24 protein-coding genes and 1 tRNA gene are annotated in these 23,342 nt (G+C 59.3%); 10 read left to right on the plus strand and 15 right to left on the minus strand.

The features are described from left to right. The first annotated feature begins 116 nt into the window (after positions 1-116). Together ACI2I1_RS08125 and ACI2I1_RS08130 are read left to right on the plus strand one after the other, a co-directional pair. A complete protein-coding gene (locus tag ACI2I1_RS08125) occupies positions 117-839 on the plus strand; it encodes an HPP family protein (protein ID WP_404678707.1) in 723 nt (240 codons plus the stop codon). Between the two features lie 243 nt (positions 840-1,082). Next, positions 1,083-1,418, plus strand: coding sequence for a MerR family DNA-binding protein (locus tag ACI2I1_RS08130; protein ID WP_404679155.1), 336 nt, complete (start codon positions 1,083-1,085; stop codon positions 1,416-1,418). Positions 1,419-1,727: 309 nt separating this feature from the next. On the opposite strand, the gene ACI2I1_RS08135 is transcribed toward ACI2I1_RS08130, so the two are convergent. Further along, positions 1,728-1,803 (minus strand) — tRNA-Thr (locus tag ACI2I1_RS08135). A 92-nt stretch (positions 1,804-1,895) separates the two neighbouring features. Between ACI2I1_RS08135 and ACI2I1_RS08140 the strand changes: the two genes are divergently transcribed. After that, on the plus strand, positions 1,896-2,837 hold the full coding sequence (locus ACI2I1_RS08140) for a glutaminase (protein ID WP_221541891.1): 942 nt from the start codon (positions 1,896-1,898) through the stop codon (positions 2,835-2,837). Here the strand turns inward: ACI2I1_RS08140 and ACI2I1_RS08145 are convergent. Genes ACI2I1_RS08145 through ACI2I1_RS08155 form a run of 3 tightly spaced genes read right to left on the minus strand, consistent with a single transcriptional unit; the run spans position 2,834 to position 6,234 of the window. Next, positions 2,834-3,706, minus strand: coding sequence for a hypothetical protein (locus ACI2I1_RS08145; protein ID WP_404678708.1), 873 nt, complete (start codon positions 3,704-3,706; stop codon positions 2,834-2,836). The genes ACI2I1_RS08140 and ACI2I1_RS08145 overlap by 4 nt on opposite strands. After that, on the minus strand, positions 3,693-5,015 hold the full coding sequence (locus tag ACI2I1_RS08150; RefSeq protein ID WP_404678709.1) for a replication-associated recombination protein A: 1,323 nt from the start codon (positions 5,013-5,015) through the stop codon (positions 3,693-3,695). The genes ACI2I1_RS08145 and ACI2I1_RS08150 overlap by 14 nt, the downstream gene beginning before the upstream one ends. Before the next feature lie 46 nt (positions 5,016-5,061). Continuing rightward, positions 5,062-6,234: a glycosyltransferase family 4 protein gene (locus ACI2I1_RS08155; protein ID WP_404678710.1), complete on the minus strand. Its 1,173-nt coding sequence runs from the start codon at positions 6,232-6,234 to the stop codon at positions 5,062-5,064. 244 nt (positions 6,235-6,478) lie between these two features. Here ACI2I1_RS08155 and ACI2I1_RS08160 point away from each other — a divergent pair, with 244 nt between their 5' ends. The 3 genes from ACI2I1_RS08160 to ACI2I1_RS08170 all read left to right on the plus strand — a co-directional run bounded on the left by ACI2I1_RS08160 (position 6,479) and on the right by ACI2I1_RS08170 (position 10,460). After that, entirely contained in the window at positions 6,479-7,636 is a 1,158-nt protein-coding gene (locus tag ACI2I1_RS08160; RefSeq protein ID WP_404678711.1) for a phosphoserine transaminase, read from the plus strand. 87 nt (positions 7,637-7,723) lie between these two features. After that, on the plus strand, positions 7,724-9,319 hold the full coding sequence (serA, locus tag ACI2I1_RS08165; protein ID WP_404678712.1) for a phosphoglycerate dehydrogenase: 1,596 nt from the start codon (positions 7,724-7,726) through the stop codon (positions 9,317-9,319). Between the two features lie 28 nt (positions 9,320-9,347). Continuing rightward, positions 9,348-10,460, plus strand: coding sequence for an ATP phosphoribosyltransferase regulatory subunit (locus ACI2I1_RS08170; RefSeq protein ID WP_404678713.1), 1,113 nt, complete (start codon positions 9,348-9,350; stop codon positions 10,458-10,460). Here ACI2I1_RS08170 and ACI2I1_RS08175 read toward each other — a convergent pair. The 8 genes from ACI2I1_RS08175 to ACI2I1_RS08210 all read right to left on the minus strand — a co-directional run bounded on the left by ACI2I1_RS08175 (position 10,457) and on the right by ACI2I1_RS08210 (position 17,368). Further along, positions 10,457-11,062: a glutathione S-transferase gene (locus ACI2I1_RS08175; RefSeq protein WP_404678714.1), complete on the minus strand. Its 606-nt coding sequence runs from the start codon at positions 11,060-11,062 to the stop codon at positions 10,457-10,459. The genes ACI2I1_RS08170 and ACI2I1_RS08175 overlap by 4 nt on opposite strands. Then, on the minus strand, positions 11,055-11,999 hold the full coding sequence (locus ACI2I1_RS08180) for a rhodanese-related sulfurtransferase (protein ID WP_404678715.1): 945 nt from the start codon (positions 11,997-11,999) through the stop codon (positions 11,055-11,057). The genes ACI2I1_RS08175 and ACI2I1_RS08180 overlap by 8 nt, the downstream gene beginning before the upstream one ends. A gap of 33 nt (positions 12,000-12,032) precedes the next feature. Next, positions 12,033-12,179 carry a hypothetical protein gene (locus ACI2I1_RS08185; protein WP_404678716.1) on the minus strand — a complete coding sequence of 49 codons (147 nt, stop codon included), beginning with the start codon at positions 12,177-12,179 and terminating at the stop codon, positions 12,033-12,035. Continuing rightward, positions 12,173-13,099, minus strand: a complete 927-nt coding sequence (locus ACI2I1_RS08190) for a hypothetical protein (protein ID WP_404678717.1) — start codon at positions 13,097-13,099, stop codon at positions 12,173-12,175. Before ACI2I1_RS08190 ends, ACI2I1_RS08185 begins: the two co-directional genes overlap by 7 nt. Positions 13,100-13,154: 55 nt before the next feature. Further along, on the minus strand, positions 13,155-13,970 hold the full coding sequence (locus tag ACI2I1_RS08195) for an aldo/keto reductase (protein ID WP_404678718.1): 816 nt from the start codon (positions 13,968-13,970) through the stop codon (positions 13,155-13,157). A gap of 97 nt (positions 13,971-14,067) precedes the next feature. Further along, entirely contained in the window at positions 14,068-15,492 is a 1,425-nt protein-coding gene (locus ACI2I1_RS08200; protein ID WP_404678719.1) for a DUF1501 domain-containing protein, read from the minus strand. 11 nt (positions 15,493-15,503) lie between these two features. After that, positions 15,504-16,313 (minus strand): DUF1800 family protein, encoded by an 810-nt coding sequence (locus ACI2I1_RS08205; protein WP_404678720.1) that lies wholly within the window; start codon positions 16,311-16,313, stop codon positions 15,504-15,506. Further along, positions 16,310-17,368, minus strand: coding sequence for a DUF1800 family protein (locus tag ACI2I1_RS08210; protein ID WP_404678721.1), 1,059 nt, complete (start codon positions 17,366-17,368; stop codon positions 16,310-16,312). The genes ACI2I1_RS08205 and ACI2I1_RS08210 overlap by 4 nt, the downstream gene beginning before the upstream one ends. Before the next feature lie 339 nt (positions 17,369-17,707). Between ACI2I1_RS08210 and ACI2I1_RS08215 the strand changes: the two genes are divergently transcribed. Both ACI2I1_RS08215 and ACI2I1_RS08220 read left to right on the plus strand, forming a co-directional pair. Further along, positions 17,708-18,997, plus strand: a complete 1,290-nt coding sequence (locus ACI2I1_RS08215; RefSeq protein ID WP_404678722.1) for an adenylosuccinate synthase — start codon at positions 17,708-17,710, stop codon at positions 18,995-18,997. A gap of 37 nt (positions 18,998-19,034) precedes the next feature. Then, entirely contained in the window at positions 19,035-20,177 is a 1,143-nt protein-coding gene (locus ACI2I1_RS08220) for a beta-ketoacyl-ACP synthase III (RefSeq protein ID WP_404678723.1), read from the plus strand. Here ACI2I1_RS08220 and ACI2I1_RS08225 read toward each other — a convergent pair. After that, a complete protein-coding gene (locus tag ACI2I1_RS08225) occupies positions 20,061-20,699 on the minus strand; it encodes a phosphatase PAP2 family protein (RefSeq protein ID WP_404678724.1) in 639 nt (212 codons plus the stop codon). The genes ACI2I1_RS08220 and ACI2I1_RS08225 overlap by 117 nt on opposite strands. Positions 20,700-20,704: 5 nt before the next feature. Beyond that, the gene (locus ACI2I1_RS08230; protein WP_404678725.1) at positions 20,705-21,019 is read right to left on the minus strand and encodes a hypothetical protein; all 315 of its coding nucleotides are present in this window, start codon (positions 21,017-21,019) and stop codon (positions 20,705-20,707) included. 183 nt (positions 21,020-21,202) lie between these two features. Between ACI2I1_RS08230 and ACI2I1_RS08235 the strand changes: the two genes are divergently transcribed. Both ACI2I1_RS08235 and ACI2I1_RS08240 read left to right on the plus strand, forming a co-directional pair. Beyond that, positions 21,203-21,952, plus strand: a complete 750-nt coding sequence (locus ACI2I1_RS08235) for a phosphatidylserine decarboxylase (RefSeq protein ID WP_224811320.1) — start codon at positions 21,203-21,205, stop codon at positions 21,950-21,952. Beyond that, entirely contained in the window at positions 21,949-22,791 is an 843-nt protein-coding gene (locus ACI2I1_RS08240) for a CDP-alcohol phosphatidyltransferase family protein (protein WP_404678726.1), read from the plus strand. Before ACI2I1_RS08235 ends, ACI2I1_RS08240 begins: the two co-directional genes overlap by 4 nt. Here the strand turns inward: ACI2I1_RS08240 and ACI2I1_RS08245 are convergent. Beyond that, positions 22,760-22,993 carry a hypothetical protein gene (locus ACI2I1_RS08245; protein WP_404678727.1) on the minus strand — a complete coding sequence of 78 codons (234 nt, stop codon included), beginning with the start codon at positions 22,991-22,993 and terminating at the stop codon, positions 22,760-22,762. The two genes, ACI2I1_RS08240 and ACI2I1_RS08245, sit on opposite strands and share 32 nt — an antisense overlap. Positions 22,994-23,342 lie beyond the last annotated feature (349 nt).

Consider the following 23,342-nt stretch of genomic DNA (forward strand, 5'->3'; position numbering starts at 1 on the left):
CGGTGCACCACGCTTCCGGTAGATAGTGCGTCTATCAGTATGATTGCGAATTTTGCCTCGCTCCCCGGCACTAGGTTCCGCATTGGCACCAAGCGATGACTTCAAGACAGGCTACCATGCGGCGCATCTTCGAACCGATTCTTGCTGGAGCCACATTGCGCGATCGCATGTTGGCGTGCGCCGGTGGCCTGACGGGTATCGCTTTTACAAGCTTCATCGCGTCGTGGTTCCTGAACGATAGCGCGATCCTACCTATCATCGTCGCGCCGATGGGAGCGTCGGCCGTTCTGGTCTTCGCCGTTCCCGCTAGTCCCCTAGCTCAGCCTTGGCCGGTTATAGGCGGCAATGCCATTTCTGCCTTCACAGGCGTATTGTGCGCACATCTTTTTGGTTCGCCGCACGTTGCAGCGGGTTTCGCAGTAGGACTTGCCATCCTGGCAATGTCGCTCACGCGCAGCCTGCATCCTCCCGGGGGAGCAGCGGCGCTCACGGCGGTCATCGGAGGAGAAACCATCGGAGCCCTAGGATACAGCTTCGCTTTTCTACCCGTTGCTTTCAATGCAATATGCCTGGTGCTTGTCGGTGTCCTATATCATCGCATCTCCGGGCATAAATACCCTCATCACCTGCGATCAATCGAAGCGCAGGCGATACCCCAACGTGAGCCTACTTCGCCACATCCCGACGATATCGAGGCCGCACTGAGAGATTTGGGAGAAACTTTCGATATCGGGAAGGAAGATCTGGAGCTCATAGTGCGCCAAGTGGAATTTCATGCCGCGCGGCGCCGCAGCGAAACAACACACCGAGAATTTCTCTCTTCGCGAAAAGCCCGTTAGCGAACGCTTCGGTAAAGGACATTCATTACCTAGAGTGGTCGATGTCGCAATGTGTAGCCGAGTTGGTTTGATCGACGAGCCCCTCTATCTCCTCGCTCGCAATCACTTCGGCTCGAATTGGATCATACTGAAGTCGCCGCCCGAGCCTTCTGACTTGGACAAGATCAAGCGATTCTTAGGGACGAATAAGCAAGGTCCACCGACACGAAGGCGAAGACGATCCGCTATTACGACTGCCAGAGCATCGGCCCAACGGCTGACCGGACCGATATTGTTTATCGCGATTACCCCGACGAGCATTTGGCGACTATCACCTTTGTGCGTTGCACGCGCGAACTCGGGTTCAGCATGGCGCAAGTTCGAGAGCTGCTCGCGTTATCCGATCACGATGCAAAGCCGTCCCAGGACGTCGATCAGCTGGTCTCGCAGCAATTGGCTGAGATAAATGGCAGGAACGTTCATCTCGGCGTTCCGCAACGAACTTTGACAGGTGTTACGATCCTTCCAGGCGGACAAGATCCGCGAATGCCATATCATCGGAAGCCTGGGGCGACTTGCCGTAGCACGAGGGCGCAATAGACGTCCGCTTTCGGGCGTTTCGGGCAAGAAGTGGAACGGCCGAAATGAGGGCGCAAAGCAGAAGCCGAGAGCCTTAAGTTCGTGAAGTTAACTTCCCTTCCCAGCCAAGTCGAGACTGCTACGCTTTTGCTACACAAACTCGCTACACAAAGGCACGACAGCTTGCGGAAAACCGCCATTTTTCAACCAACGTCCAACCTCGGTTCGAATCCAGCCCTGTCCACCACCCGCCCTTCACCAGAACAAGCCATCACCGTCGGACAACGGCTGTCCGTTTTCCGGTGTCCAAATGCGCATATTTTCGGGAAATGGTGCCGGCTAGAGGATTCGAACCCCTGGCCTGATGATTACAAATCAACTGCTCTACCAACTGAGCTAAGCCGGCACATCACTATGTGAGGGCGCGCCTGTGGCGGAAAATTGCCGCCGCGTCCAGCGCCGATTGCAAGCTTGGGCCCCCAAGCCTATCGCCGCCCCATGAATCTGAGCGCGATTGTCACTGAAACCTGGAATGAGCTGGCCGACGAGCGGGGCAGCGGCAATCCAGCCCGCTATATTCCCGCCCTAGCTCTGGTCGATCCGAGAAAGTTCGGGATCGCGCTGGCTACGCCCGACGGCAGGGTTTTCTGTGCAGGCGATGCGGACGAATCGTTCTCGATCCAGTCGATATCGAAGGTCTATGCCCTCGCATTGGCGCTTGAGCGGGAAGGTCCCGCTTTATGGGACGCTGTCGGACGTGAACCGTCGGGCAACGCCTTCAATTCCATCGTACAGCTGGAGCGCGAGAAGGGCATACCTCGTAATCCCTTCATCAATTCGGGTGCGATTGTCACGACTGATCGTTTCATCGGCGATAGTTCGCCGGACGAGGCGGTCGCCGATCTTCTGGTGAGGCTGCGGCGCATGGCGCGCGATGAAACGATCGACTTCGATGCGGAAGTCGCCCGCAGCGAGAGCGAAACGGGTTCGCGCAATCGCAGTCTTGCTTATTTCCTTGAAGACTTCGGACGTCTCTACAACCCGGTCGAAGATGTTTTGTCAGTCTACTTTCGGCAGTGCGCGCTGAGACTGAGTTGCCGCCAACTGGCCGAAGCAGCACTTTTCCTAGCATTTGATGGCACAGACCCGGTCACGGGCCAGCAGATGTGCGGTGCGAGCCGTGCGCGGCGCATCAACGCGCTGATGCTAATGTGCGGGCACTACGACAATTCGGGTCAGTTCGCCTTCGAGGTCGGCTTTTGCGGCAAGTCGGGCGTCGGCGGAGGCATTCTAGCGAGCGTGCCGGGCAGGGCAGCGATTGCGGTCTGGTCACCCGGGCTGGGACGCTCAGGTACCAGCGTTCTCGGCGCCAAAGCCCTGGCGCGCATCGCGATGCGAACCGGTTGGTCGGTATTCAGCGGGCAGCTACCTGAAATCTAGAGAGCACCGAAGGTCCAGCCTTCGGTGCGGGCGATGGCAGGCGTGAGACCGGCAGGATCCCACCGCTCAGGGTCATGAGCGACTGCCCGCAGCCATGCGGCCGTCAGCAAGGCATCGGTCGTATGATCGTCCACTTCGCCAGTGCCCTGCACAGGGAGGGACCCGAGGGCCGCTAAGGCGTCATTCAAGGCCTCATAACTGCGCATCTTGGCCTTGGCCGCGCTGCGGCCTGCTTCCAGCGCGGCGAGGCTGGTATAAATCTCTACCACAACAGAGCCTGTTTCCGGTAATGGATCGATCGGCCAGACCGGCAAACTTCCGCGAAGGTGATGAAGCATACGCATGCCAGTGAGACTGGATTTGCCCACCTGCGCTGCGCCGACGAGGTTGAAATTGGAGTAGGGTTTGCATCCCATCGCTGCCTGAGCCTGCTCCGTGACCCGAAAACGTCCGCGCCCGTGTTCGGCCCCGTCGCACCGAAATCGCACGCCTGTCTCGATACCGTCGCGAAAATATGGACGCACGCTTGAATCGCCCACAAAGGTGTTGGCCCCGAGATTTGGTTCGTCCTGCGCCAGATCATCGATGAACTGCCAAAGGGCGCGAGCGTCGGCAGGAGTCTCGGGGAGCCCCGGGAAATAGGCACCGCAATCCGCATGGGGCAAACCGATGCCGAGATCGAGCCCGACCAGCGTATTGTCAGGTAAGTCATCGCGCAACACGGCGAGGACCTCTGCGCGTGACCATCGGTGCTCGACTAGAACCGGCGGACCTCCTGTCGCATCGGCCAGCGCCAGAGCGATGCCTTTCTGCTTTTTGCCCTTCGCGCCCGACCAGTCGATGGCGAGAAAGTTCTCAAACCTGCGCACGGTCTCGCCTGAGCTTGTCCCAATAATCGAGCCGCTTCTTTACCTCGCGCTCGAAACCGCGTTCGACGGGCTCGTAATAGCTTTGCGCTTCCATATCGTCGGGCCAGTAATTGTCGCCCGAAAAACCTTCCTCGGCATTGTGATCGTAATTGTAGCCTGCGCCGTATCCGATGTCCTTCATCAGCCTTGTCGGCGCGTTGAGGATGTTTTGCGGCGGCATCAGGCTGCCGGTCTCCTTCGCTGATTTGAAAGAGGATTTCTGTGCCTTGTAGACCGCGTTCGATTTAGGGGCGGTGGCCAGATAGGTGCAGGCCTGTACCAGCGCGAGTTCGCCTTCGGGACTGCCGAGAAATTCATAAGCGTCCTTGGCGGCCATGCATTGCACCAGCGCCTGCGGGTCGGCCATGCCGATGTCCTCCACTGCCATGCGAACGAGGCGGCGGGCAAGGAACCGCGGCTCTTCGCCCGCGGTCAGCATACGGGCGAGGTAGTAAAGGCTCGCCTGAACATCGCTGCCTCGCACGGCTTTGTGAAGTGCCGAGATGAGGTTGTAATGCCCTTCGCGGTCCTTGTCATAGACAGCGACGCGGCGCTGGAGGAACTTGCCCAGTGCAGCCGGGTCTAGCGGTTCGGCGATCTTCGCATTGTAGAGCGTTTCGGCCTGGTTGAGGAGAAACCGGCCATCTCCGTCCGCGCTCGCCACCAATGCATCGCGTGCCTCCGCAGTAAGGGGGAGGGGGCCTTCGAGTTCCTCCGCACGGTCGAGCAACTGGCCCAGCGCCTCACGGTCGAGCCGCTGCAGAATCAGCACCTGAGCCCTGCTCAGCAGTGCGGCATTGAGCGCGAAGCTGGGATTTTCGGTCGTCGCGCCGACCAGCGTGACCGTGCCGCGCTCGACGAAGGGCAGGAAGCCGTCCTGCTGCGCGCGGTTGAATCGGTGGATCTCATCTACGAAAAGCAGTGTACGCTGGCCGGCTTCCGCCGCCTTGTCGGCAGCGGCGAAGGCCTTCTTGAGGTCCGCTACGCCGCTGAATACCGCAGAGACGCTTTCGAAGCGCATGCCGACGCTATCTGCCAGCAAACGCGCGATGGTGGTCTTCCCTGTCCCAGGCGGCCCCCACAGGATCATGCTGGACAAACGGCCTGCCGCCACCATTCGTCCGATTGCACCTTCGGGGCCCGTCAGATGATCCTGCCCGATGACCTCGGAAAGCGAGGCGGGACGCAGCCTGTCTGCCAGCGGCGCATCTTCGCGCACTTCGCCGGATTTTCGTTCTTGCGGGAGGTCGTCGGGAAATAGGTCGGCCATCGCGAGCCTACCTAATCACTCGGCCGCAGATTGCCACCCGCCGTCCTCAGGTGGCTCGGCCGCGCTGGTGATGAAGCCGCAAATAGGTGTCGACCACCGCCTGATTAATTGCATCCCAGCTATAGGCACGCGCAGCACACTCACCGGCAGCGCCGTGGGCGAGACGCAGGGTGTCGTCGGTACAATAAGGTGCGAGGGCTTCGGCACAGCCTTTGGAGAAGGCGTCGGTCTTGCTTGGCGGGACAAGCTGCCCGGTCTCACCATCGTGCACTAGGCTCGCTGCACCTGTCGCACCGGCAGCAACGACCGGCAAACCGCAAGCCATGGCTTCAAGCGTTACGTTGCCAAATGTCTCCGTAATCGACGGATTGAAGAAGATATCGCCGCTGGCCAACGCGCGGCCGAGATCCTTGCCGATCTGGAAACCGACGAAAGTACCGCCGGGTAACGCCCTTTCGAACCATCCGCGAGCTGGACCGTCACCGATCACGAGCACTTTATGCGGGACTTGGCGCTTGCGCAGTTCGACAATCGTATCAGCGAACACGTCGAGCCCTTTTTCCATCACCAGTCGTCCGAGGAAGACGATGGCGACATCGTCGTCAGCGAGTCCGTTTTCGCGGCGCCATTGCAGGTCGCGCTTCGATGGATCGAAAACATCCCGATCGACACCTCGCGACCAGATCGAGATATCGTGGTGCATGCCTTGCGCTTTGAGTTCGTCGATCTGGCTTTGTGAAGGAGCTACGAGTGCATCGGTGCGGTGGTAGAAGCGGCGGAGCAGGGCCTCTACCGCCGGTTCGAGAAAGCCGAGCCCGTAATAGCGGGGATAGGTTTCAAATCTTGTGTGGACGCTTGCAAGGATCGGGGCGTCGTTGTCGCGCGCCCATTTGACGGCGGCATGCCCGGTCGGATCCGGCGCTGAAACATGGACGAGATTGGGCCGGAATGCCTCGAGATCCTTTCGAACATCACTGCCAAGGCCTAGAGTGAGCCGGTATTCGCCCCGGTTTCTCACCGGCATGCGCATGTTAGGTACATTCACGAGGTCGCCCGTAGGCGGAAAATCGGGGTTCTCGACGACCGGTGCATAGACCCGCAGCGCCGCGCCCTGTCGCAGAACGTAATCGGCCAAGCGATTCAGTGCCTGGTTGCAACCGTCGCGGGTGTAATTGTAGTTTCCGCTGAACAGCGCGATACGAAGGTCTTTGGCTTCCATCGGGCGCGACATAGGAAAAGCTGTGTCGTTTGGCGAGTGTTAGCGTGCGTGCACCAGCCATCTTCTTCTAGGACGAGCCTATCGAGCCAAAGGAACGACAAGGGCGGTTCAGCACTTTAGAGAGCGAACCGAAGCTTTCGGGGTGCATACCTATTTCAGATTGACTCCGAGACAAGCAACTTTATTGCCGCCAGCGGGCCACGCGGTCCCAACGCCGCGCGTGCTCTCTGCAAGGAGAGAATACATGACTGCTGAACCGATGCTCAAGCCAGAGCGCCCCTTTTTCTCGTCCGGGCCGACTGCCAAGCACAAAGGCTGGTCTGCCGGAAATCTCAAAACCGAATCGCTCGGCCGCTCGCACCGCAGCGCCCTCGGCAAGTCGCGCCTGAAATATGCCATCGACCTGTCGAAAAAGATGCTCGGCGTGCCAGAGGATTACCTCGTCGGCATTATGCCGGCATCGGATACCGGCGCGCTGGAATGCGCGATGTGGACGATGCTGCGCCCCGATCGTCCGGCCACCGTCGCGGCGTGGGAAAGCTTCGGTAATGTCTGGATTCAGGACGCGGTCAAGCAGCTGAAGCTGCCCAAGCTGACCACGCTCGACGCCGACTATGGCGAAATTCCCGACCTCGCCTCAATCCCGCAAGAAAGCGACGTCGTCTTCACCTGGAACGGCACGACTTCCGGCGCGAAGATTCCCAACACCGACTGGCTCGCCCCGGGGCGGGAAGGTGTGACCATCAACGACGCTACCAGCGCCGTCTTCGCAATGGAAATGGACTGGGCAAAGCTCGATGCCACGACCTACAGCTGGCAGAAGGTGATGGGCTCGGAAGCCCAGCACGGCATGCTGATACTAAGTCCCAAGGCTGTGCAGCGCATCGAGGAATACGACCCCGAATGGCCGCTGCCCAAGCTCTTCCGCCTCAAGAAGGGCGGCAAGATCAATACCAGCATTTTTGAAGGCGCGACCATCAACACGCCCTCGATGCTCGCCACCGAAGACTATATCGAAGCGCTCGAATGGGCGCAGGCGATGGGTGGCCGCAAGGCGATGTTCGAACGCGCCGATGCCAATGCCAAGATCGTCAAAGACTGGATCGAAGCAACGCCGTGGCTGCGCAACATGGTTTCCGACGCCGCCAAGCAGACCAACACCGGCGTGTGCTTCGTCTTCCAGGGCGACTGGTACGACAGCCTGTCCGACGAGGACAAGGCTGGCGTGCCGAAGAAAATCGTCAAGCTCCTCGAAGAGCGCGATGTCGGCTATGACTTTAACGGCTATCGCGACGCCCCGCCGTCACTGCGCATCTGGTGCGGCGGCACGGTCGAACAGGAAGACCTGAAGCGTCTCCTGCCGTGGATCGAGTGGGCTTACGAGCAGGTCAAGAACGGCTGATCGGGCGGGCGGTTCGCATTTCGGGCCGCCGCCTCCCCCCTATTACTGCCCGACGACGTGTCGGGAAAACGACAGGAATTTTCCGTCATGAGCAAACCCCCATTGAAACCTCGTGTCCTCATCAGCGACAAGATGGACCCGAACGCCGCAAAGATCTTCGAAGAGCGCGGCTGCGACGTTGATGTCATCACCGGCGAAACGCCCGAAGAACTGAAAGCACGCATCGGCGAATATGATGGTCTCGCCATCCGTTCATCGACCAAAGTGACGCCCGAAATCCTTGATGCGGCGACCAACCTGAAGGTCATCGGCCGCGCCGGCATCGGCGTCGACAATGTCGATATTCCCTATGCCAGCGGCAAGGGCGTGGTGGTGATGAACACCCCCTTCGGCAACTCCATCACGACGGCCGAACACGCGATTGCGATGATTATGGCGCTCGCCCGCCAGATTCCGCAGGCCGACCGCCGCACGCAGGCGGGCGAATGGCCGAAGAACGATTTCATGGGCGTCGAGGTCACCGGCAAGACGCTTGGTTTGATCGGCGCGGGAAACATTGGTTCGATCGTCGCCTCGCGTGCGCAAGGCCTAAAGATGAAGGTCATAGCCTTCGATCCGTTCCTGACCTCAGAACGCGCATTGGAGATCGGGGTTGAGAAGGTTGATCTCGCCACACTGCTGGGCCGCGCCGATTTTATCACGTTGCACACGCCGCTTACCGACGAGACGCGCAACATACTCTCGAAAGAAAACCTCGCGAAGACAAAGAAGGGCGTGCGCATCGTGAATTGCGCGCGTGGCGGTCTGATCGACGAGGAGGCTTTGGCCGAAGCACTCGACAGCGGACAGGTGGCAGGCGCGGCGCTGGACGTGTTCCAGAGCGAACCGGCGAAGGATTCGCCCTTGTTCGGCAAGCCCAATTTCATTTGCACCCCGCATCTAGGCGCCAGCACGACCGAAGCGCAGGTCAATGTCGCGCTGCAGGTGGCCGAGCAACTGGCAGATTACCTCGTCAACGGCGGCGTAACGAATGCGCTTAACATGCCGTCGCTAAGTGCAGAAGAAGCACCCAAGCTGCGCCCCTATATGGGACTCGCCGAAAACCTAGGCAGCCTCGTGGGCCAACTCGCGCACGGCAATTTGACCAAGATTTCCATCGAGCGCGAAGGTGCGGCAGCAGAACTTTCGGGCAAACCGATTGAGGGTGCGGTACTGGCTGGATTGATGCGCCAATATTCCGACACGGTAAATATGGTCAATGCGCCCTATCTCGCCAAGGAACGCGGTCTCGACATCCGTTCGATCCGTCACGAAAAAGAGGGCGCCTATAACACGCTTCTGCGCGTCACAGTCGGTACGGAAAGCGGCGACCGTTCAGTGGCCGGTACGCTGTTCGGTGCAGATGCGCCGCGCCTGACCGAAATTTTCGGCGTTCGTATCGAAGCCGAACTCGACGGTCACATGCTGTATATCGTCAATGAGGACGCACCAGGCTTCATCGGCCGGATCGGTTCGCTTTTGGGGGAGAACGGCATCAATATCGGTACTTTCAACCTGGGACGTCGTGCCGCAGGCGGGGAAGCGGTGCTGCTCCTCAGCGTCGATCAGCCGATCCCGAATGAGGTCGTGAAGAAAGCCTGCGCGCTGGAGGGCGTGAAGACGGTAATGCCACTGGCATTCTAACCGGTGATAGGGCAGGGGACGCGGCGCTATGACCAAGCCAGACGATCTCCTGCCCATCGGCCTTGAAGATGCGCTGCCCGCGCGAGCCGCCACCATCACCCGCGCCATGCGCGATGTGCTGCAGGCGATGGACAGCCACGGCTACGACCGCGTCCGCCCGCCGCTGATCGAATTCGAGCAGTCGCTCGCGGGACGGATGGAAGGCGTGGCTACGCGCCGGATGGTCCGTTTCACTGACCCAGAGAGCTTGCGAACGCTAGCTCTGCGCGGCGACATGACGGTGCAGGTGGGGCGTATTGCTGCTACCGGCCTAGCCGACGCGCCACGTCCCCTGCGCCTCTGTTATGCCGGAGATGTGGCCTTGCTGAAAGCCGACCAACTCGATCCGGCCCGCCAGCGGCTTCAGCTTGGCGCTGAATTGATCGGGCGTGATAACGTAGCTGCCGCTATCGAGGCTGTGACTGTCGCGTTAGATGCGCTTGAAGCGGCTGGTATTACTGGCCTTTCGGTCGATTTGACGCTGCCCGATCTTGTCGACACGCTCGCCGAAGAGGCTCTTCCACTTCCCGCAGACAAGCGTGAGGCAGTGAGGCGCGAGCTCGACATGAAGGACGCGGGCGCCCTGAAAGCAGCTGGGGGCGATGCGTATCTGCCGCTTCTTTATGCGACCGGCCCCTTCGACGAAGCTGTCGAGAAGCTTGCTTCGATCGATGCAGGCGGTGTTCTGGCGAGCCGCATTGCCGCCTTGCGCGAAGTGGCGGCGGCGCTGCGCGGCCGGGTGCGCCTGACACTCGATCCATCCGAACGCCATGGTTTCGAATACCAAAGCTGGTTTGGCTTTACAGTCCATGCCACCGGCGCGCGCGGCGCGCTTGGCCGAGGCGGTACCTATGCCATCAAGGGGACCGATGAAGCGGCTACCGGCTTCTCGTTGTACATGGAGCCGCTTCTCGAGGTACTTGGCACCGATAATATTGAAGCCCGCAAGACGATCTTCCTGCCTTTGGATCATGATCGCAACCGTGCCCTGCGTTTGCGTGCAGAAGGGTGGCGCACCATCGCGGCCAATGCGGAAAGCGATCAGCCTGCGTCGCTAGGCTGCACACATATTTTACAAGGCGGCGAGCCGATGGCGCTCTAGCCAGCCTTCCATTGATCGTGTTTGGCCATGATGGCCGTAAATAGGTCCGAGCCAGTCAGGCTCTTGAGCCAGGCAGTGACCCCTTCGAGCCCCTGTGCGGCAAACCAAGCCTTGTCGGCATTCACAAATTGCCGGACGAAGGGGAAGACGGCGATGTCCGTGAAGCCGCGTGTCTCGCCGCAAAGATAGGGCGCCATAGTCAGCCGCTCTTCCAGTACGCGCAGGTGCTCGACAGCCTTGGCGCCGTGTTCTTCCGGGTCCACATCGTCGTAGCGCGTCGAATATTTGTAGCGGTCGAGATGATGCTTGAAGGGCCCGTCATTGGCGGCCAGTAGTTCGTCGTCCTGCCGTTTCAGCCAATTCTCCGGATCGAGATGGCGAAGTGCCCAGCGCATGATGTCGAGGCTTTCCTCCAGCACGCCCGCTTCTGCATCAACGAAAACCGGCACGGTGCCCTTCGGCGACACCTCGAGCATCTCGGGCGGCTTGTCGCGAAGAACGACCTCGCGATGCTCATAGGGGAGGCCACTGACGTGCAGCGCCATTCGAGCACGCATGGCGTAGGGACAGCGGCGAAAACTGTAGAGTATCGCTTCAGTCATGGTCTTCAGGGCGACCGATGTGCTCTGCTCCGCGCGCCCTCGCGAGGCTAGCCTGCCGATGCCGTTCTCGGTAGCGCGCGCGCTGCTCTTCGGTGCGCTCTCCGTGGCATTGGTGACACGAAACACCGGTCTCGAAATGCTGGTGGGTCAGGTCCGCCTCGGAAAGCGGGCGGCGACACGCACGGCAGAGGCTATGGCTGCCGACTTCCAGCCCGTGCTTCACGCTGACGCGCTCGTCGAACACGAAGCATTCTCCCCGCCAGCGGCTATCGCTCTCAGGGACTTCTTCCAGATATTTGAGAATACCACCCTTTAGGTGAAACACCTCGTCCAGCCCTTCGCTCTTCAAGAACGCGGTGGATTTCTCGCAGCGGATACCTCCCGTGCAGAACATGGCGATCTTCGGCGTTCGGCCTTCGGCTTCGAATTCTTCCCGTCGGGTACGGAACCACTCGGGAAACTCACGGAAGGAGCTGGTTTGAGGATCAATCGCGCCCTCGAAAGTTCCTATTTTTACCTCATAGTCGTTGCGGGTGTCTATCAGGATGGTGTCCGGATCCGATATGAGCGCGTTCCAGTCCTGCGGATCGACATAGGTACCCACGTCGTCGAGTGGGTCTAGGCCGGGTTGGCCCATGGTGACGATTTCTTTCTTCAGGCGCACCTTGGTCCGGTGGAACGGCATTTTGGCCGCTCGCGATTCCTTCCACTCGAAGTCGGCGCAGCCCGGAAGGGCACGAATGTAATCGAGCACCGATGTAATGCCCGCATCGCTGCCGGCTATGGTTCCATTGATACCTTCCGAGGCGAGCAGCAGGGTGCCGCGTACATCGTTTGTTTCTGCGCAGGCGAGCAGGCCGGGTCGCAGGGACGCGGGATCTTCGAAGCGCGTAAAATGGTAGAGCGCGGCGATGCGGATGGGGGGCTGGTCGATCACGGCGGGCCCTTTAGCAGGCACACCGCCAGACGATCAATCGTCGAGCACTTTTGTCAGGTCAGCTAGTTGGACATCGCTCATCATGCCAAGGTAACGGTGATAGTAAGGCACATGAGACGCGCCGACAATCGCCAGAACCCGGCGCCAGGGCCCGACCACCTCGCGCAGATTTGCTACCATTCGCACATTGCGGGTTTCCCAATATGCCAGATACCGCCGACCTGTGTTGCCCGGAAGCTCGGAACCGGCGGCAGCACCGAAATCTCCGGCATCGTATCTGACATTTGTGAAGGATCATTGATTGCGCGATACCAGGCCAGGACATCGCCGCTTTCGAGGAAGGCGTGCTGCGATCGCTCGCTTCTTTCCAGCAAGCGCTTTACCGCGTCATTGTCCCAAATCTCCGCTATCTCGGCTCCGAAGATATTGTCATCGGAGATTCCAGAGGCACGATCTCCAGCGTGATCATCGACCGGATACACCCGCTCCAGCCCAAGACGGGCTGCGAGCCGTGAGGCGATGATGCTGTCTTCGTCGCGACCCTGCCCCCGGCGCTGGAGCATTTCCACGAGGAAAGGATTGAGATGCTCATCCGCGCGGCGCTCTTTCTCCGCGAGCCTGTGCCACTGGACCAGCGCCGATGTCGGTTCGCCCATCGCCAGGAACAGAGCGGCCATGCGCCGGCGCTGGCCGGGCGTTCGTTCTGCCATGGGTGCCGCAAGCAGAGCCTCAACTTCCTGTTCCGCCTGTGCGCCGGTCAGGCCCAGGGCCAAGCGTGCTGGCGTCGGATCGGGGCAATACTCGTCAGCCGTGCCCTCGTAAGCAAAGGAATGTGCGCGAAGATAATCGCATTGTCGCCCCGAAAGCGCCTCATTGGCGATCGCTTCCGGTGCCCACTCTTGGAGGCGTTCGAGCAGCGGATCGAATACCTCTCGATCGTAGTCGGCGGGCAGGCCGCTGAGATGTGCTGTGCCGAGCACGAGCACTTCGCTCCAATCGCCACGCTGTCGTGCTGCGTCGTCGACTACATCGACTGGATCGAGAGGCGCGGCGGAAGAAGCGAGGCTGGCTGTGGCGATAAGGGAAAGCAGAAACGACAAGAGGCAACTCCTATCAGAGCTGCCTCGGTGTCATGACGACCTAATACGGTCAATATCAATTGAGTTCGGCGGGATGCGGCCCCATCCTTCCGTCGGGGTCGTCCAAGGCATCAATTCTCGACATCTGGTCTTCGTTCAATTCGAACGAGAGCGCCTTGAAATTGGCCTCGATATGATCGCGGCTGGTAGCCTTGGGAATGGGGCTCAGACCGTGCTGCAGATGCCAGCTCAGAATGACGGCACTGGCCGGCTGGCCGGTTTCTTCGGCGATCGCTGCGATCGTGTCGTTCGAAAGACCTTCGCCCTGACCGAGCGGCGACCAGCTTTGCGTCACGATGCCCAATTCCTCGTGAACTTTGCGCAATTCGCGCTGCTGGAAGGTTGGGTGAAGCTCGATCTGGTTGAGAGCAGGTGTCACGCCGGTTTCGTCGATGATACGGCGAAGATCCTCTTCGCGGAAGTTGGATACGCCGATCGACTTTGCCTTACCTTCCTCGCGCAGTTCGATGAACGCCTTCCACGTGTCCACGAATTCGTTCTTCTCAGGACAAGGCCAATGGATGAGCAGCATGTCGACATGGTCGCGGCCCAGGCGTTCAAGACATTTTTCTGCGGCACGCTTTGCGCGATCGAAGCCTTGGCTTTCGTTCCAGACCTTGGTCTGCAGAAAGATGTCGGACCATTCTCCAACGCCTTTTCCCACGCCCTTTTCGTTTTCGTAAACCGCGGCTGTATCGACCAGCCAATACCCAACGTCGATCGCGGTCGAAACCGATTTGGGCGCGTCTTCCTCTGACAATTTATATGTGCCGAACCCCAACTGCGGGATTTGGCGGCCATCGTTCAGGTCGAGAGTGGGATAGTCTTTCATAAAATCTCCTTTGCCCGATCAATGGAAGAGCGAGCGGAAGTTTCCGAAAGACGTATTCCGTCCGTCTGATATCTGCGCCGACCGGTGGCTGGCGCGCTTACTGAGTGGTCATGAAACCCAGGTCGGGAGTGGCAAAACGCCCGATATTCGGCGCAACACTCGGCATCTCGCCCGGACTGACCCCGAACCATTTGGCCAGCGTCGCGGAATATTGGTCGACCGACGTACTGGGCAAGAGGCGTCCCTGCTTGACCTGGTCGTCGGTGTCAGTCGAGATGTGGGGGGCGGTGCCATAGAACCTGCCGCCATTGACCGCGCCGCCCATGATGAAGTGGTGGCTGCCCCAGCCATGGTCGGAACCGTCACCATTCGAGGTCAGGGTGCGGCCGAAGTCCGAGGCGGTGAACGTTGTGACCTTGTCGGCGACCCCCAATTCTGCCGTGGCCTGATAAAAGGAATTCAGCGCCCCATCCAGCGCGGCGAGCAGGCCTGGGTGCTTTCCAGGCAGTCCATCGTGAGTGTCGAAACCGCCCATCGAAACCATGAAAACCTGACGCTTCACGCCCAGAGAGCCCCGTCCGCCGATCAGCCGGGCGACCAGCTCGAGCTGTTTGGCGAGGCCATTGCCGCCATCAAATTGAGTATGCAGGCTGACACTGCCGAGTGCATTGTTGACGAATTCGCCATACTGTATCGAACGTGCGGTCATATGCGCATAGTCGTTCGCCATGATGCTGCCATTGTGCTGGCCGAGGATCGTCTCGAGCGCGGATCCGGCCGCGCGAGAGCCCAGCAACCAGCCACCATAGCCCGCTATCTTGATCGCGCCGGTTCCGTTTACCTGATAGGGAGCCGATGTTTCGCCTGACAGGAATACGGTGTTCCCCGAGGCATTTATGCCGGTGAACATGGCGTTGGTATTGTGGGACTGCGCCAGATCCGCCATCCGGCCGCCCCAGCCACTTTGCGCACCTTCGGGAAGGCTGGACTGCCAGGTCGATTGCTGATCATTGTGCGAAAAGAGCTTTGCCGGTCGCGGATAGCGCACATGATTGCTGCTTTCATATTCGGCGCGGGTCAGCGGCGCGACGAGGGGGCCGACATTGAGCAATGGCGCCATATGGCCGGCGTCGAAGCGCGCCTTGAGGTGCGACATCGTTGGAGCAAGAGCATAGAGGATGTCGTCGGTCAGTTGCTGATCGTCCGGCGGGGCAAGAACGGTCGAAGAAAGCTGCGAGCGGTCGAGGCCCACGCCTGTACCGTCGGATGCAAGCCCCCGGATCGCACGGTACCTGCCGTAATTGGCCGGGTCGAAAGGTATCAGCGTGTTGTTGTGATCATTGCCGCCGAGAAGGAAGACGCACACCAGCGCCTTGTACCCATCGCTCGAATCAAAGGCAGCTGCTTCGCCGATCCCCGCAAGACCGAGCGCATAGCTGGATGCGGCCCCGAGCGATGCCAATTGGGCCGAGCGGCGCAGGAAGGCGCGACGCGAAACTTCGGGAAGATTTCCGATGAACATGTCTCGTCTCCTCAGCGCTGGATCAGATAATCGTATGAAGCCATCACGAGCATGACGGCGATGTAGATCATGTTTAGCTTGTCCTGTTCAGGACTTGCCTGGGTCACGTCGATCCCCTCGAGCACCGTGAGGATTTCGCTGCGAGTTGCCGCCATCAGTTGATTTCCAGTCAGCAACAAATCGAGCCTGTCGAGCAGCGCTGACCGATCACGCGCAATGGCAACTTCTGCCGAATACAATGGCTTCACATCGTTGGAGCGCGAACCTTTGCCGCGAATGACCTGCTGCATGAAGTTAAGGTAGGCTGCGACCGTGGTTTCATTCACCAGCTGGAATTCCGGCGCGACCATGTCGTTGGCGGCAGCTTGCGAATTGGTGGAGAAAAAGGCCGGTCGAAAATAGTTGAACACGGAAGGCGAGCGGAGCGGCGATTGCGCCAGACCATAGGTGCTGGAGTCCGTGCTCCCGATATCCCATTTGCCGCTTGCCGATTGTACGCCAACCGTGCGCGCCCACTGGATGTAGCGCAGCATCGGCTCGCGCAGCTTTCCGAAGCGCGGATCCGACAGGCCGCTGTCGGACAGCGCCTCATCGTCGAGAAGGATCGCCTTGAAGACCGCGCGCAGATTCCCGCGCTTCCCGGTTCCATCATCGTTGAAAGTCTGTGCCACACGCGTGACGTACGCCGGGCTCGGGTTGCTGGTGACCAGACGCTGGATCATCTGCTTGCCGAAGAATGGGCCGACATTCGGATGATTGAACAGCGTGTCGAGTGCGATCGCCAGGCTTTCGGCAGGACCGGTCCCAGCCGGAATCGTCATGCCGAGGAAGCTTTTTCTTCCGGCGAATGGAAGCTTTCGTTGCGGGGATAGCGCCATTTGCTGGCGTCTGCTGTCATCGGACGCATAGCTACGTCAGGGTCGGGTATCTGCCAGTTACTGCCAGATGGGTGAGGGTGCATCGTGGTTTCGGAGAAATCGAGATCGTAGCCGGTGAAGACTTTGGCGATGCCGGTCACATCCTCATTGTCGTAAGTCTCTATCGGCTGGCCGGAGCCATTCAATTTGTCTGTGCCGTCTATATTCAGATCGTGCAGGCCGATGGAGAACAGCTGCATGATCTCGCGGCCAAAGTTTTCATCCGGTACGCGTCCGGTCCGGGCATCGGCCTTCCGGTTACCGCGTGTGTTGAGATAAACGCCCATCACCGGCGCCAACGAGACATCCTCCAGCAGATCGCGGAAATTGCCGAAAGCACGGTCGTTGAGCATATCCCAATAGGCGCCCATGCCTTGGCTTCGCCAGATCAGGCTATCGACCGAATTGAGAGAGACGACAAAAAATTCCGAAAGGGCAAGAGCGATCCGTTTGCGGACCCCGCTGCCACCAGCCATCAGCTGGTTCCAGATCATCGCATCGGCGGGCTGGGTGCGGGAGTAGTAACTATTAGTATCGATCCGGTTGAACCCGCGCGATTCAAAGAATTCCGCCGCTGACTGTGCATTGGTTGCATCCATCTGACGGTCCAGCCACGGCTCGTAACCAATTTGTTTCAGGTCGGAAATGTCCTGTGGGGATACCGAGAGCGACGCATGAAGGGCAAAGCGCGCGGCCTGCGCATCGGTTTCAGGCTTTCTTTCGACTTGCTCGACGCTTCCTGTCGCACCTCCGCCAGATGTTGCGCTGCCTCCCCCTGCGCCATCCGCACTCGCTCCGCCGCAAGCGGCAAGGTTGACGGCCAAAGCGCCAATGGCAGCGGATTTGCCGATTGTGCCGGCAATCGAGGCCTGCCTTGTTTCGATCTCTGCTGATCTTGGAGAGGCCCCGCTTTCAGGCGCACTTACCCCCGTCGGGTCGAGCGTAATATCGTCGAGCATGTTTATCCCCGTCCGTTGAGAGCGCCGATCCAAAGCGCCCGATCCGATGGCCAGTCTGGCTCGGCAGGGTAGAATTTGTATAAAAGAACCTATTTAACGCAATATAAAGCATATTATTACGAGATTATGCTTAGTGATTTTCAGAATACACTGGATATTGGGGGGTTCTTTTCCTAGGGCGTAGGTTAATTTCAGGTCAGCAAATTCATATTTTCCCCGCTGGCAAAAATGGATCGCTTCCGTCTGAAGGGCACAGGCTTGCCCTGTGCGTAGCGGTGCCCTAATCGCCGCGCGCTGCCCGGAATCGAAGCGGGGCGCGCTCAGCAGGAAGGAAATTTCGTGGCGAACGTAACCGTTATCGGTGCTCAGTGGGGTGATGAGGGAAAAGGCAAGATCGTCGACTGGCTGGCCAGCCGCGCGGATGCCGTGGTCCGCTTTCAGGGCGGACATAACGCCGGACACACGCTGGTCATCGATGGAACGACTTACAAATTGTCGCTGCTGCCTTCGGGTATCGTGTCGGGCACGCTGTCGATCATCGGTAACGGCGTCGTGCTCGACCCCTGGGCCCTGAAAGCCGAAGTTGAAAAGCTCGAGGGGCAGGGTGTTGCCATCACCGCCGACAATCTCTCGCTTGCTGATAACTGCCCGCTCATCCTGCCAATCCACCGCGACCTCGACGGGTTGCGAGAAGCCGCTGCCGGTACGGGCAAGATCGGGACCACTGGTCGCGGCATCGGCCCGGCTTATGAAGACAAGGTCGGTCGCCGTGCGATCCGGGTATGCGATCTGGCCCATCTCGACGAACTCGGCCCCCAGTTCGACCGTTTATGCGCGCATCACGACGCGCTGCGTGCTGGCTTCGATCAGGCTCCGGTGGACCGGGATGAGCTGCTCAATGAACTGCGGGAAATCGCAGACTTCGTACTTCAGTTCGCGCAGCCGGTTTGGAAGCGCCTGAAGAAAGTGCGGAAGGCGGGAGCCCGGATACTGTTCGAGGGGGCGCAAGGCGTGCTGCTCGATATCGATCATGGGACCTATCCCTTCGTTACCAGTTCCAATACGGTGAGCGGCACCGCCGCGTCTGGCAGCGGCCTCGGCCCCAATTCAACCGGCTATGTATTGGGTATCGTAAAGGCCTATACCACGCGCGTTGGCTCAGGCCCTTTTCCAACCGAACTGGAAGACGAGATCGGGCAGCGTCTGGGCGAGCGGGGCCACGAATTCGGCACCGTCACCGGACGCCAGCGCCGTGTGGGGTGGTTCGATGCGGTCATCGTTCGCCAGAGCTGCTCGATCAGTGGCGTGACCGGGATTGCGCTCACCAAGATCGACGTGCTCGATGGACTCGATGAGGTGAAAATCTGCACCGGCTATCGACTCCGCGGCCAAGTTTACGACTATTTCCCCAGCCATGCCGCCGATCAGGCAGCGGTAGAGCCGATCTACGAAACGATGGAAGGCTGGAAAGAGTCGACCGCTGGGGCGCGCAGTTTCGCCGACCTTCCGGCCAACGCCGTGAAATATGTTCAGCGTATTCAGGAGCTGATCGAAACGCCTGTCTCGCTGGTTTCTACCAGCCCCGAGCGTGACGACACGATCCTGATGCGCGACCCATTCATGGATTGATCTTGCTGCCCGCACATGCGGAAGTTAGACATGCACTATGACAGATATGACTGAAATGTCCGGGCGCCCGGTGATCTCGGCGACAGGGTTGTTTACTCCAAAAGACAGCATCTCGAACGAAGAGCTGGTCGCCAGCTTCAACGAATATGTTCGTCGCTACAACCAGCAGCATTCCGACGCTATCGAGGCCGGCGAAATCACTGCCCTTACCGAAAGTTCGGTGGAATTCATCGAGAAGGCCAGCGGCATAAAGGCGCGGCATGTCATGGCGAAGGACCCCGTGCTGGATCCTGACATCATGTCTCCGCGATGGCCTCAACGATCGAACGATGAATTGTCGATCCTTGCGGAAATTGGCGTGAAGGCAGCGCGTCAGGCTCTAGAGAAGGTAGGGCGCAAGGCTGAAGATGTCGATGCGGTACTTTGTGCTGCTTCGAATATGGAGCGGCCATATCCGGCTATGGCGATCGAAATACAGCAAGCGCTGGGTATAGATGGCTTCGGCTTCGACATGAATGTCGCGTGCTCTTCGGCGACTTTCGGCATTCAGACCGCTGCTGATTACATTCGCGCGGGCAACGCGAAGAGCGTGCTCGTCGTCAGCCCGGAGATCACCAGCGGCCACCTGAACTGGCGCGATCGCGATAGCCACTTCATCTTCGGCGATGTTGCCACTGCAGTCCTGGTAGAAGATGCCGCGCTCGCGCCTGCTGAACATTGGGATATCCTGGGTACGAAACTCAAGACGGTTTTCTCGAACAACATTCGCAACAATTTCGGCTTTTTGAACCGTGCTTATCCGGAAGAAGCTGAAGGAGCCGACAAGCTATTCGTCCAAGAAGGTCGGAAAGTCTTTAAGGAAGTCGTCCCCATGGTCGCGCAGATGATCCTGGAAGAGGCCGAACGACTAAAGATCGATCCGCAAAGCCTTCGCCGCCTATGGCTGCACCAGGCCAATGCAGGCATGAACCGGCTGATCGCACACCGCGTACTGGGGCACGAAGCCAGTGACGATGAAAGCCCAACGGTACTCGATACGTATGGTAATACCTCGAGCGCGGGCTCAATTATCGCTTTTCATCTGCACAATGCTGATCTGCAGGCCGAGGATACTGGTCTGATTTGCAGCTTTGGCGCTGGTTACTCCGCGGGAACGGTGTTCGTCCGCAAAGCGGGCTGACTCCAAGGCAAGGCAAGGTAAGGTAAGACGGTCCCATGCACGGAAGACGAGCGGCACGGCTCGCCAGATGCAAAATATCGCAACTAGTGAAACAAGGCCGTCGAGCGCGTAGTGGTAGGCGAGGTGAACCGATCCGATCCAGATCACTACCATAAACCAGAAGAACAAGCGCCCGGCCTTGGGTGAGATCTCGCGCGCTGCCAGCCAATAAAGAACTGAGATGGCTACGTGCATGGATGGCATCGCGGTGATCCCGCTGCCAATACTGAGCTCCTGATCGTGGAAGCGAGCAACCAGCATGTCCTGTACGCTCACGGTCATCACCCGGACCTGCTCATTCGCGGCGCGCAGGTAGTCCATCTGGTCAGTGAAGGTATCGATGCCAAGCAGCGGCTCGGCGAACGCCGGCCCTGCCGAGGCGAGGCAGTTAGCGAGAAAGCCCCCAACCACCGACCAGGCAAGGGCGTAGCTCAAGAAGAAGCGACATCGCAGGTCGTCAGAGATCGACGGTAGCAGAGCCATGACGATCACGCCCGGGCGATAAAGGTTGGATCCCAGTTATGTTCGGTAAACATCGGCATCATCGACTTCATGCTGGAGAAGAGCGGGATGCTTGTGGCGCAGAGTGCGATTGCGGGTAGGCTTGCGATAGCGAGGCGCAACGAATTCATAGAGAAATAACGCTGCCGTGCCCACGCCAGGGGACGAGCCGGGCGATCGCGAAAGAGGCACCAGCAGATGTCGACGAAGAAATAGATGATGCCGCAGCTGAAGAAGAGCGTGAAGCTGGAGAAGGACTCGCCCACATCGTAATCGACGCCATAAGCTGACCAGAGAAACACCACAGCAGGCTGCAGGCAAAGCCGAAAAGATAAACAGGGATCTCGCCCCACCACCGGCGTGCGATGTCGTTCAGCGCTCTCATTACCGCGTGTTTACCATAGGCTGGTGAAGAAATTGCTAAGGATCCGGCTCATTTGCGCTGTCGCTTGTCGCTTGCGATTTTGCCGCCTAGGGGAACTGATATGGCGACCGACCTTCAGGACAATCGAGGCCGTGGTGAAATCCACTCCGGCGTGCCGCGCATCCATCCCGAAGGACGCAAGTTCGGTCTCGCCACGCTTGCTCTCTCCCTCGTGTGCGCTTGGTTTGCATGGGAAACCCTCGCGTGGCCGCTTGCTTTCCTGAGCCTTGCAGTATTCGCATTTTTTCGTGACCCGCAACGCGTGGTGCCGCAGGATGCCCGCTTCATCATTGCACCTGCCGATGGAACCGTGGTTCAGATCGAGCAGGTCGAACCGCCGCATGAACTGGTGGTGGAAGACGGCAGCGGAGAAGCTGGCCTGCTACCGGGTGCCGTGACGCGTGTGTCCATCTATCTCTCGCCATTCGACGTGCATATCAACCGCACTCCAATCGGCGGTATCGTGAGGCGTCTGGTCTATGTTCCCGGCAAATTCCTGAACGCAGATCTCGATAAGGCGAGCGAGGACAATGAGCGCCAGCATGTTCTTATCGAAAGATCCGACGGAGTGAAGGTGGCCTTTACACAGATCGCCGGATTGGTCGCGCGCCGGATCGTTTCTTTCGTGAAACCCGGAGACATGCTTGGCGTTGGCCAGAGGGTGGGGCTAATCCGTTTTGGTAGCCGCGTTGATGTGTATTTGCCGCAGGGCACCGGATCTTACGTCATGCTCGGTCAAAAGGTCGTAGCGGGCGAAACAGTAATTGCCGCCGTGGGTAGCCAGCCCCTGCTTGAAGGAGTTTCGCAATGAGCCTGCTATCCGATCCAAAGCGGCACGATCTGCCCGAAGAAAATGCGCGTTTGGGCCCGAAAGCTGCTGAAGACGAAGTGCCTGTGATGGGGCGGTCGCGAGGGCTTTCACTGAGGGCGATGGCGCCAAATGCCATCACGGCTGCCGCGCTGTGTTCTGGCCTCACAGGTATCCGCTTCGCAATTTCCGAACAGTGGGCGGCTGCGGCCGTCGCGATTATTGTTGCCGGTATTCTCGACGGGATGGACGGACGCATTGCCCGTTTGTTGAAGGCCCAATCACGCTTCGGAGCAGAGCTGGACAGCCTCGCTGATTCGCTTAGCTTCGGAACGGCGCCTGCCATCATCGTCTATCTTTGGTCGCTTTCGAGCGAGCCGCGGTGGGGCTGGTTTGCCGCCTTGGCGCTCGCCATCTGCTGCGCGCTGCGTCTGGCCCGTTTCAACGCGCAAATCGATGTCGAGGAACAGCCACATAAGTCGCTCGGCTTTCTGACGGGGGTGCCCGCGCCGATGGGGGCTGGTTTAGCCTTCATGCCGTTCTATCTATGGATGGCGACGGACCTCGATGTCTTTCGGTCTCCCTTGCTAGTCGCCCCTTGGCTGCTCGCTACCGCTCTGCTGATGATCTCGAGTATGGCCACTCCAAGCTGGACATCCCTGCGGCCACGACGAGGAATTCGTTTATGGGTGCTAGCCTTCGTCGGTCTGCTTTTTGCTGCCCTGCTGGTGGAACCATGGTGGACACTCAGCGCCATCGGCATTGGTTATCTGGCGCTGCTTCCCTTCACTCTGATGCGCTATTCGCGGATCAAGCGGCGTAGCGCGCAGTCTGGCGGATAACCGGATTGGGGCGAACCTGCCGCCCGAAACTATGCGAATAACTTGATACACGTGGGCCGACGCCCGTGCTGGTATAGCCTTGCTTCATCCGCTGACGCAGCAGACGGGCACCGGACCACCACCGCAGCCCGTTGTCAGCCAAAACAAACGCAATCGCCACGGTCGCGAAGGCGAAAAGGATTACCAAAAGACCAGAAACCATATCGAGTATCTCCTTCCCGCCTGCCTGTGCATAAGGCTGTTGACAAGCGGGCCGACTTGAGTGGAAAACTTCAAGCTGAGCCGCCTGTTCCGGCGATGAGCCATATGTTCTCTTTTTGTTCCCTCCTGTCAACCTCCTTTTGCGACGGCCGCGCCTTTTTCTGCGTTCAATTGAGACTGGATTTCTTGGCGCTTACCCGCTAAGTGAACGCCGTCTGCAGGTGAATCGGCCAATTCGGGCTAAACTCATTGCAGACAAATCCACATGGAAGGCGCTCATACCGGTGCCCGGCGCGGGATACTCCGCATCACGGGTTCCAGTCTTCCAGAGGTACAACCGGAAAGGAAAT

The organism is Qipengyuania sp. NPDC077563, from assembly GCF_044901345.1.
Taxonomy (GTDB): domain Bacteria; phylum Pseudomonadota; class Alphaproteobacteria; order Sphingomonadales; family Sphingomonadaceae; genus Qipengyuania; species Qipengyuania aestuarii.

Bases quoted from the DNA above. Each gene is read 5' to 3' on its own strand.
- ACI2I1_RS08125 (WP_404678707.1), top strand. From the start codon at position 117: ATGCGGCGCATCTTCGAACCGATTCTTGCTGGAGCCACATTGCGCGAT.
- ACI2I1_RS08140 (WP_221541891.1), top strand. From the start codon at position 1,896: ATGAATCTGAGCGCGATTGTCACTGAAACCTGGAATGAGCTGGCCGAC.
- ACI2I1_RS08150 (WP_404678709.1), bottom strand. From the start codon at position 5,015: ATGGCCGACCTATTTCCCGACGACCTCCCGCAAGAACGAAAATCCGGC.
- ACI2I1_RS08155 (WP_404678710.1), bottom strand. From the start codon at position 6,234: ATGGAAGCCAAAGACCTTCGTATCGCGCTGTTCAGCGGAAACTACAAT.
- ACI2I1_RS08160 (WP_404678711.1), top strand. From the start codon at position 6,479: ATGACTGCTGAACCGATGCTCAAGCCAGAGCGCCCCTTTTTCTCGTCC.
- serA (WP_404678712.1), top strand. From the start codon at position 7,724: ATGAGCAAACCCCCATTGAAACCTCGTGTCCTCATCAGCGACAAGATG.
- ACI2I1_RS08170 (WP_404678713.1), top strand. From the start codon at position 9,348: ATGACCAAGCCAGACGATCTCCTGCCCATCGGCCTTGAAGATGCGCTG.
- ACI2I1_RS08175 (WP_404678714.1), bottom strand. From the start codon at position 11,062: ATGACTGAAGCGATACTCTACAGTTTTCGCCGCTGTCCCTACGCCATG.
- ACI2I1_RS08185 (WP_404678716.1), bottom strand. From the start codon at position 12,179: ATGGTAGCAAATCTGCGCGAGGTGGTCGGGCCCTGGCGCCGGGTTCTG.
- ACI2I1_RS08195 (WP_404678718.1), bottom strand. From the start codon at position 13,970: ATGAAAGACTATCCCACTCTCGACCTGAACGATGGCCGCCAAATCCCG.
- ACI2I1_RS08200 (WP_404678719.1), bottom strand. From the start codon at position 15,492: ATGTTCATCGGAAATCTTCCCGAAGTTTCGCGTCGCGCCTTCCTGCGC.
- ACI2I1_RS08205 (WP_404678720.1), bottom strand. From the start codon at position 16,313: ATGACGATTCCGGCTGGGACCGGTCCTGCCGAAAGCCTGGCGATCGCA.
- ACI2I1_RS08210 (WP_404678721.1), bottom strand. From the start codon at position 17,368: ATGCTCGACGATATTACGCTCGACCCGACGGGGGTAAGTGCGCCTGAA.
- ACI2I1_RS08220 (WP_404678723.1), top strand. From the start codon at position 19,035: ATGACAGATATGACTGAAATGTCCGGGCGCCCGGTGATCTCGGCGACA.
- ACI2I1_RS08225 (WP_404678724.1), bottom strand. From the start codon at position 20,699: ATGGCTCTGCTACCGTCGATCTCTGACGACCTGCGATGTCGCTTCTTC.
- ACI2I1_RS08235 (WP_224811320.1), top strand. From the start codon at position 21,203: ATGGCGACCGACCTTCAGGACAATCGAGGCCGTGGTGAAATCCACTCC.
- ACI2I1_RS08240 (WP_404678726.1), top strand. From the start codon at position 21,949: ATGAGCCTGCTATCCGATCCAAAGCGGCACGATCTGCCCGAAGAAAAT.
- ACI2I1_RS08245 (WP_404678727.1), bottom strand. From the start codon at position 22,993: ATGGTTTCTGGTCTTTTGGTAATCCTTTTCGCCTTCGCGACCGTGGCG.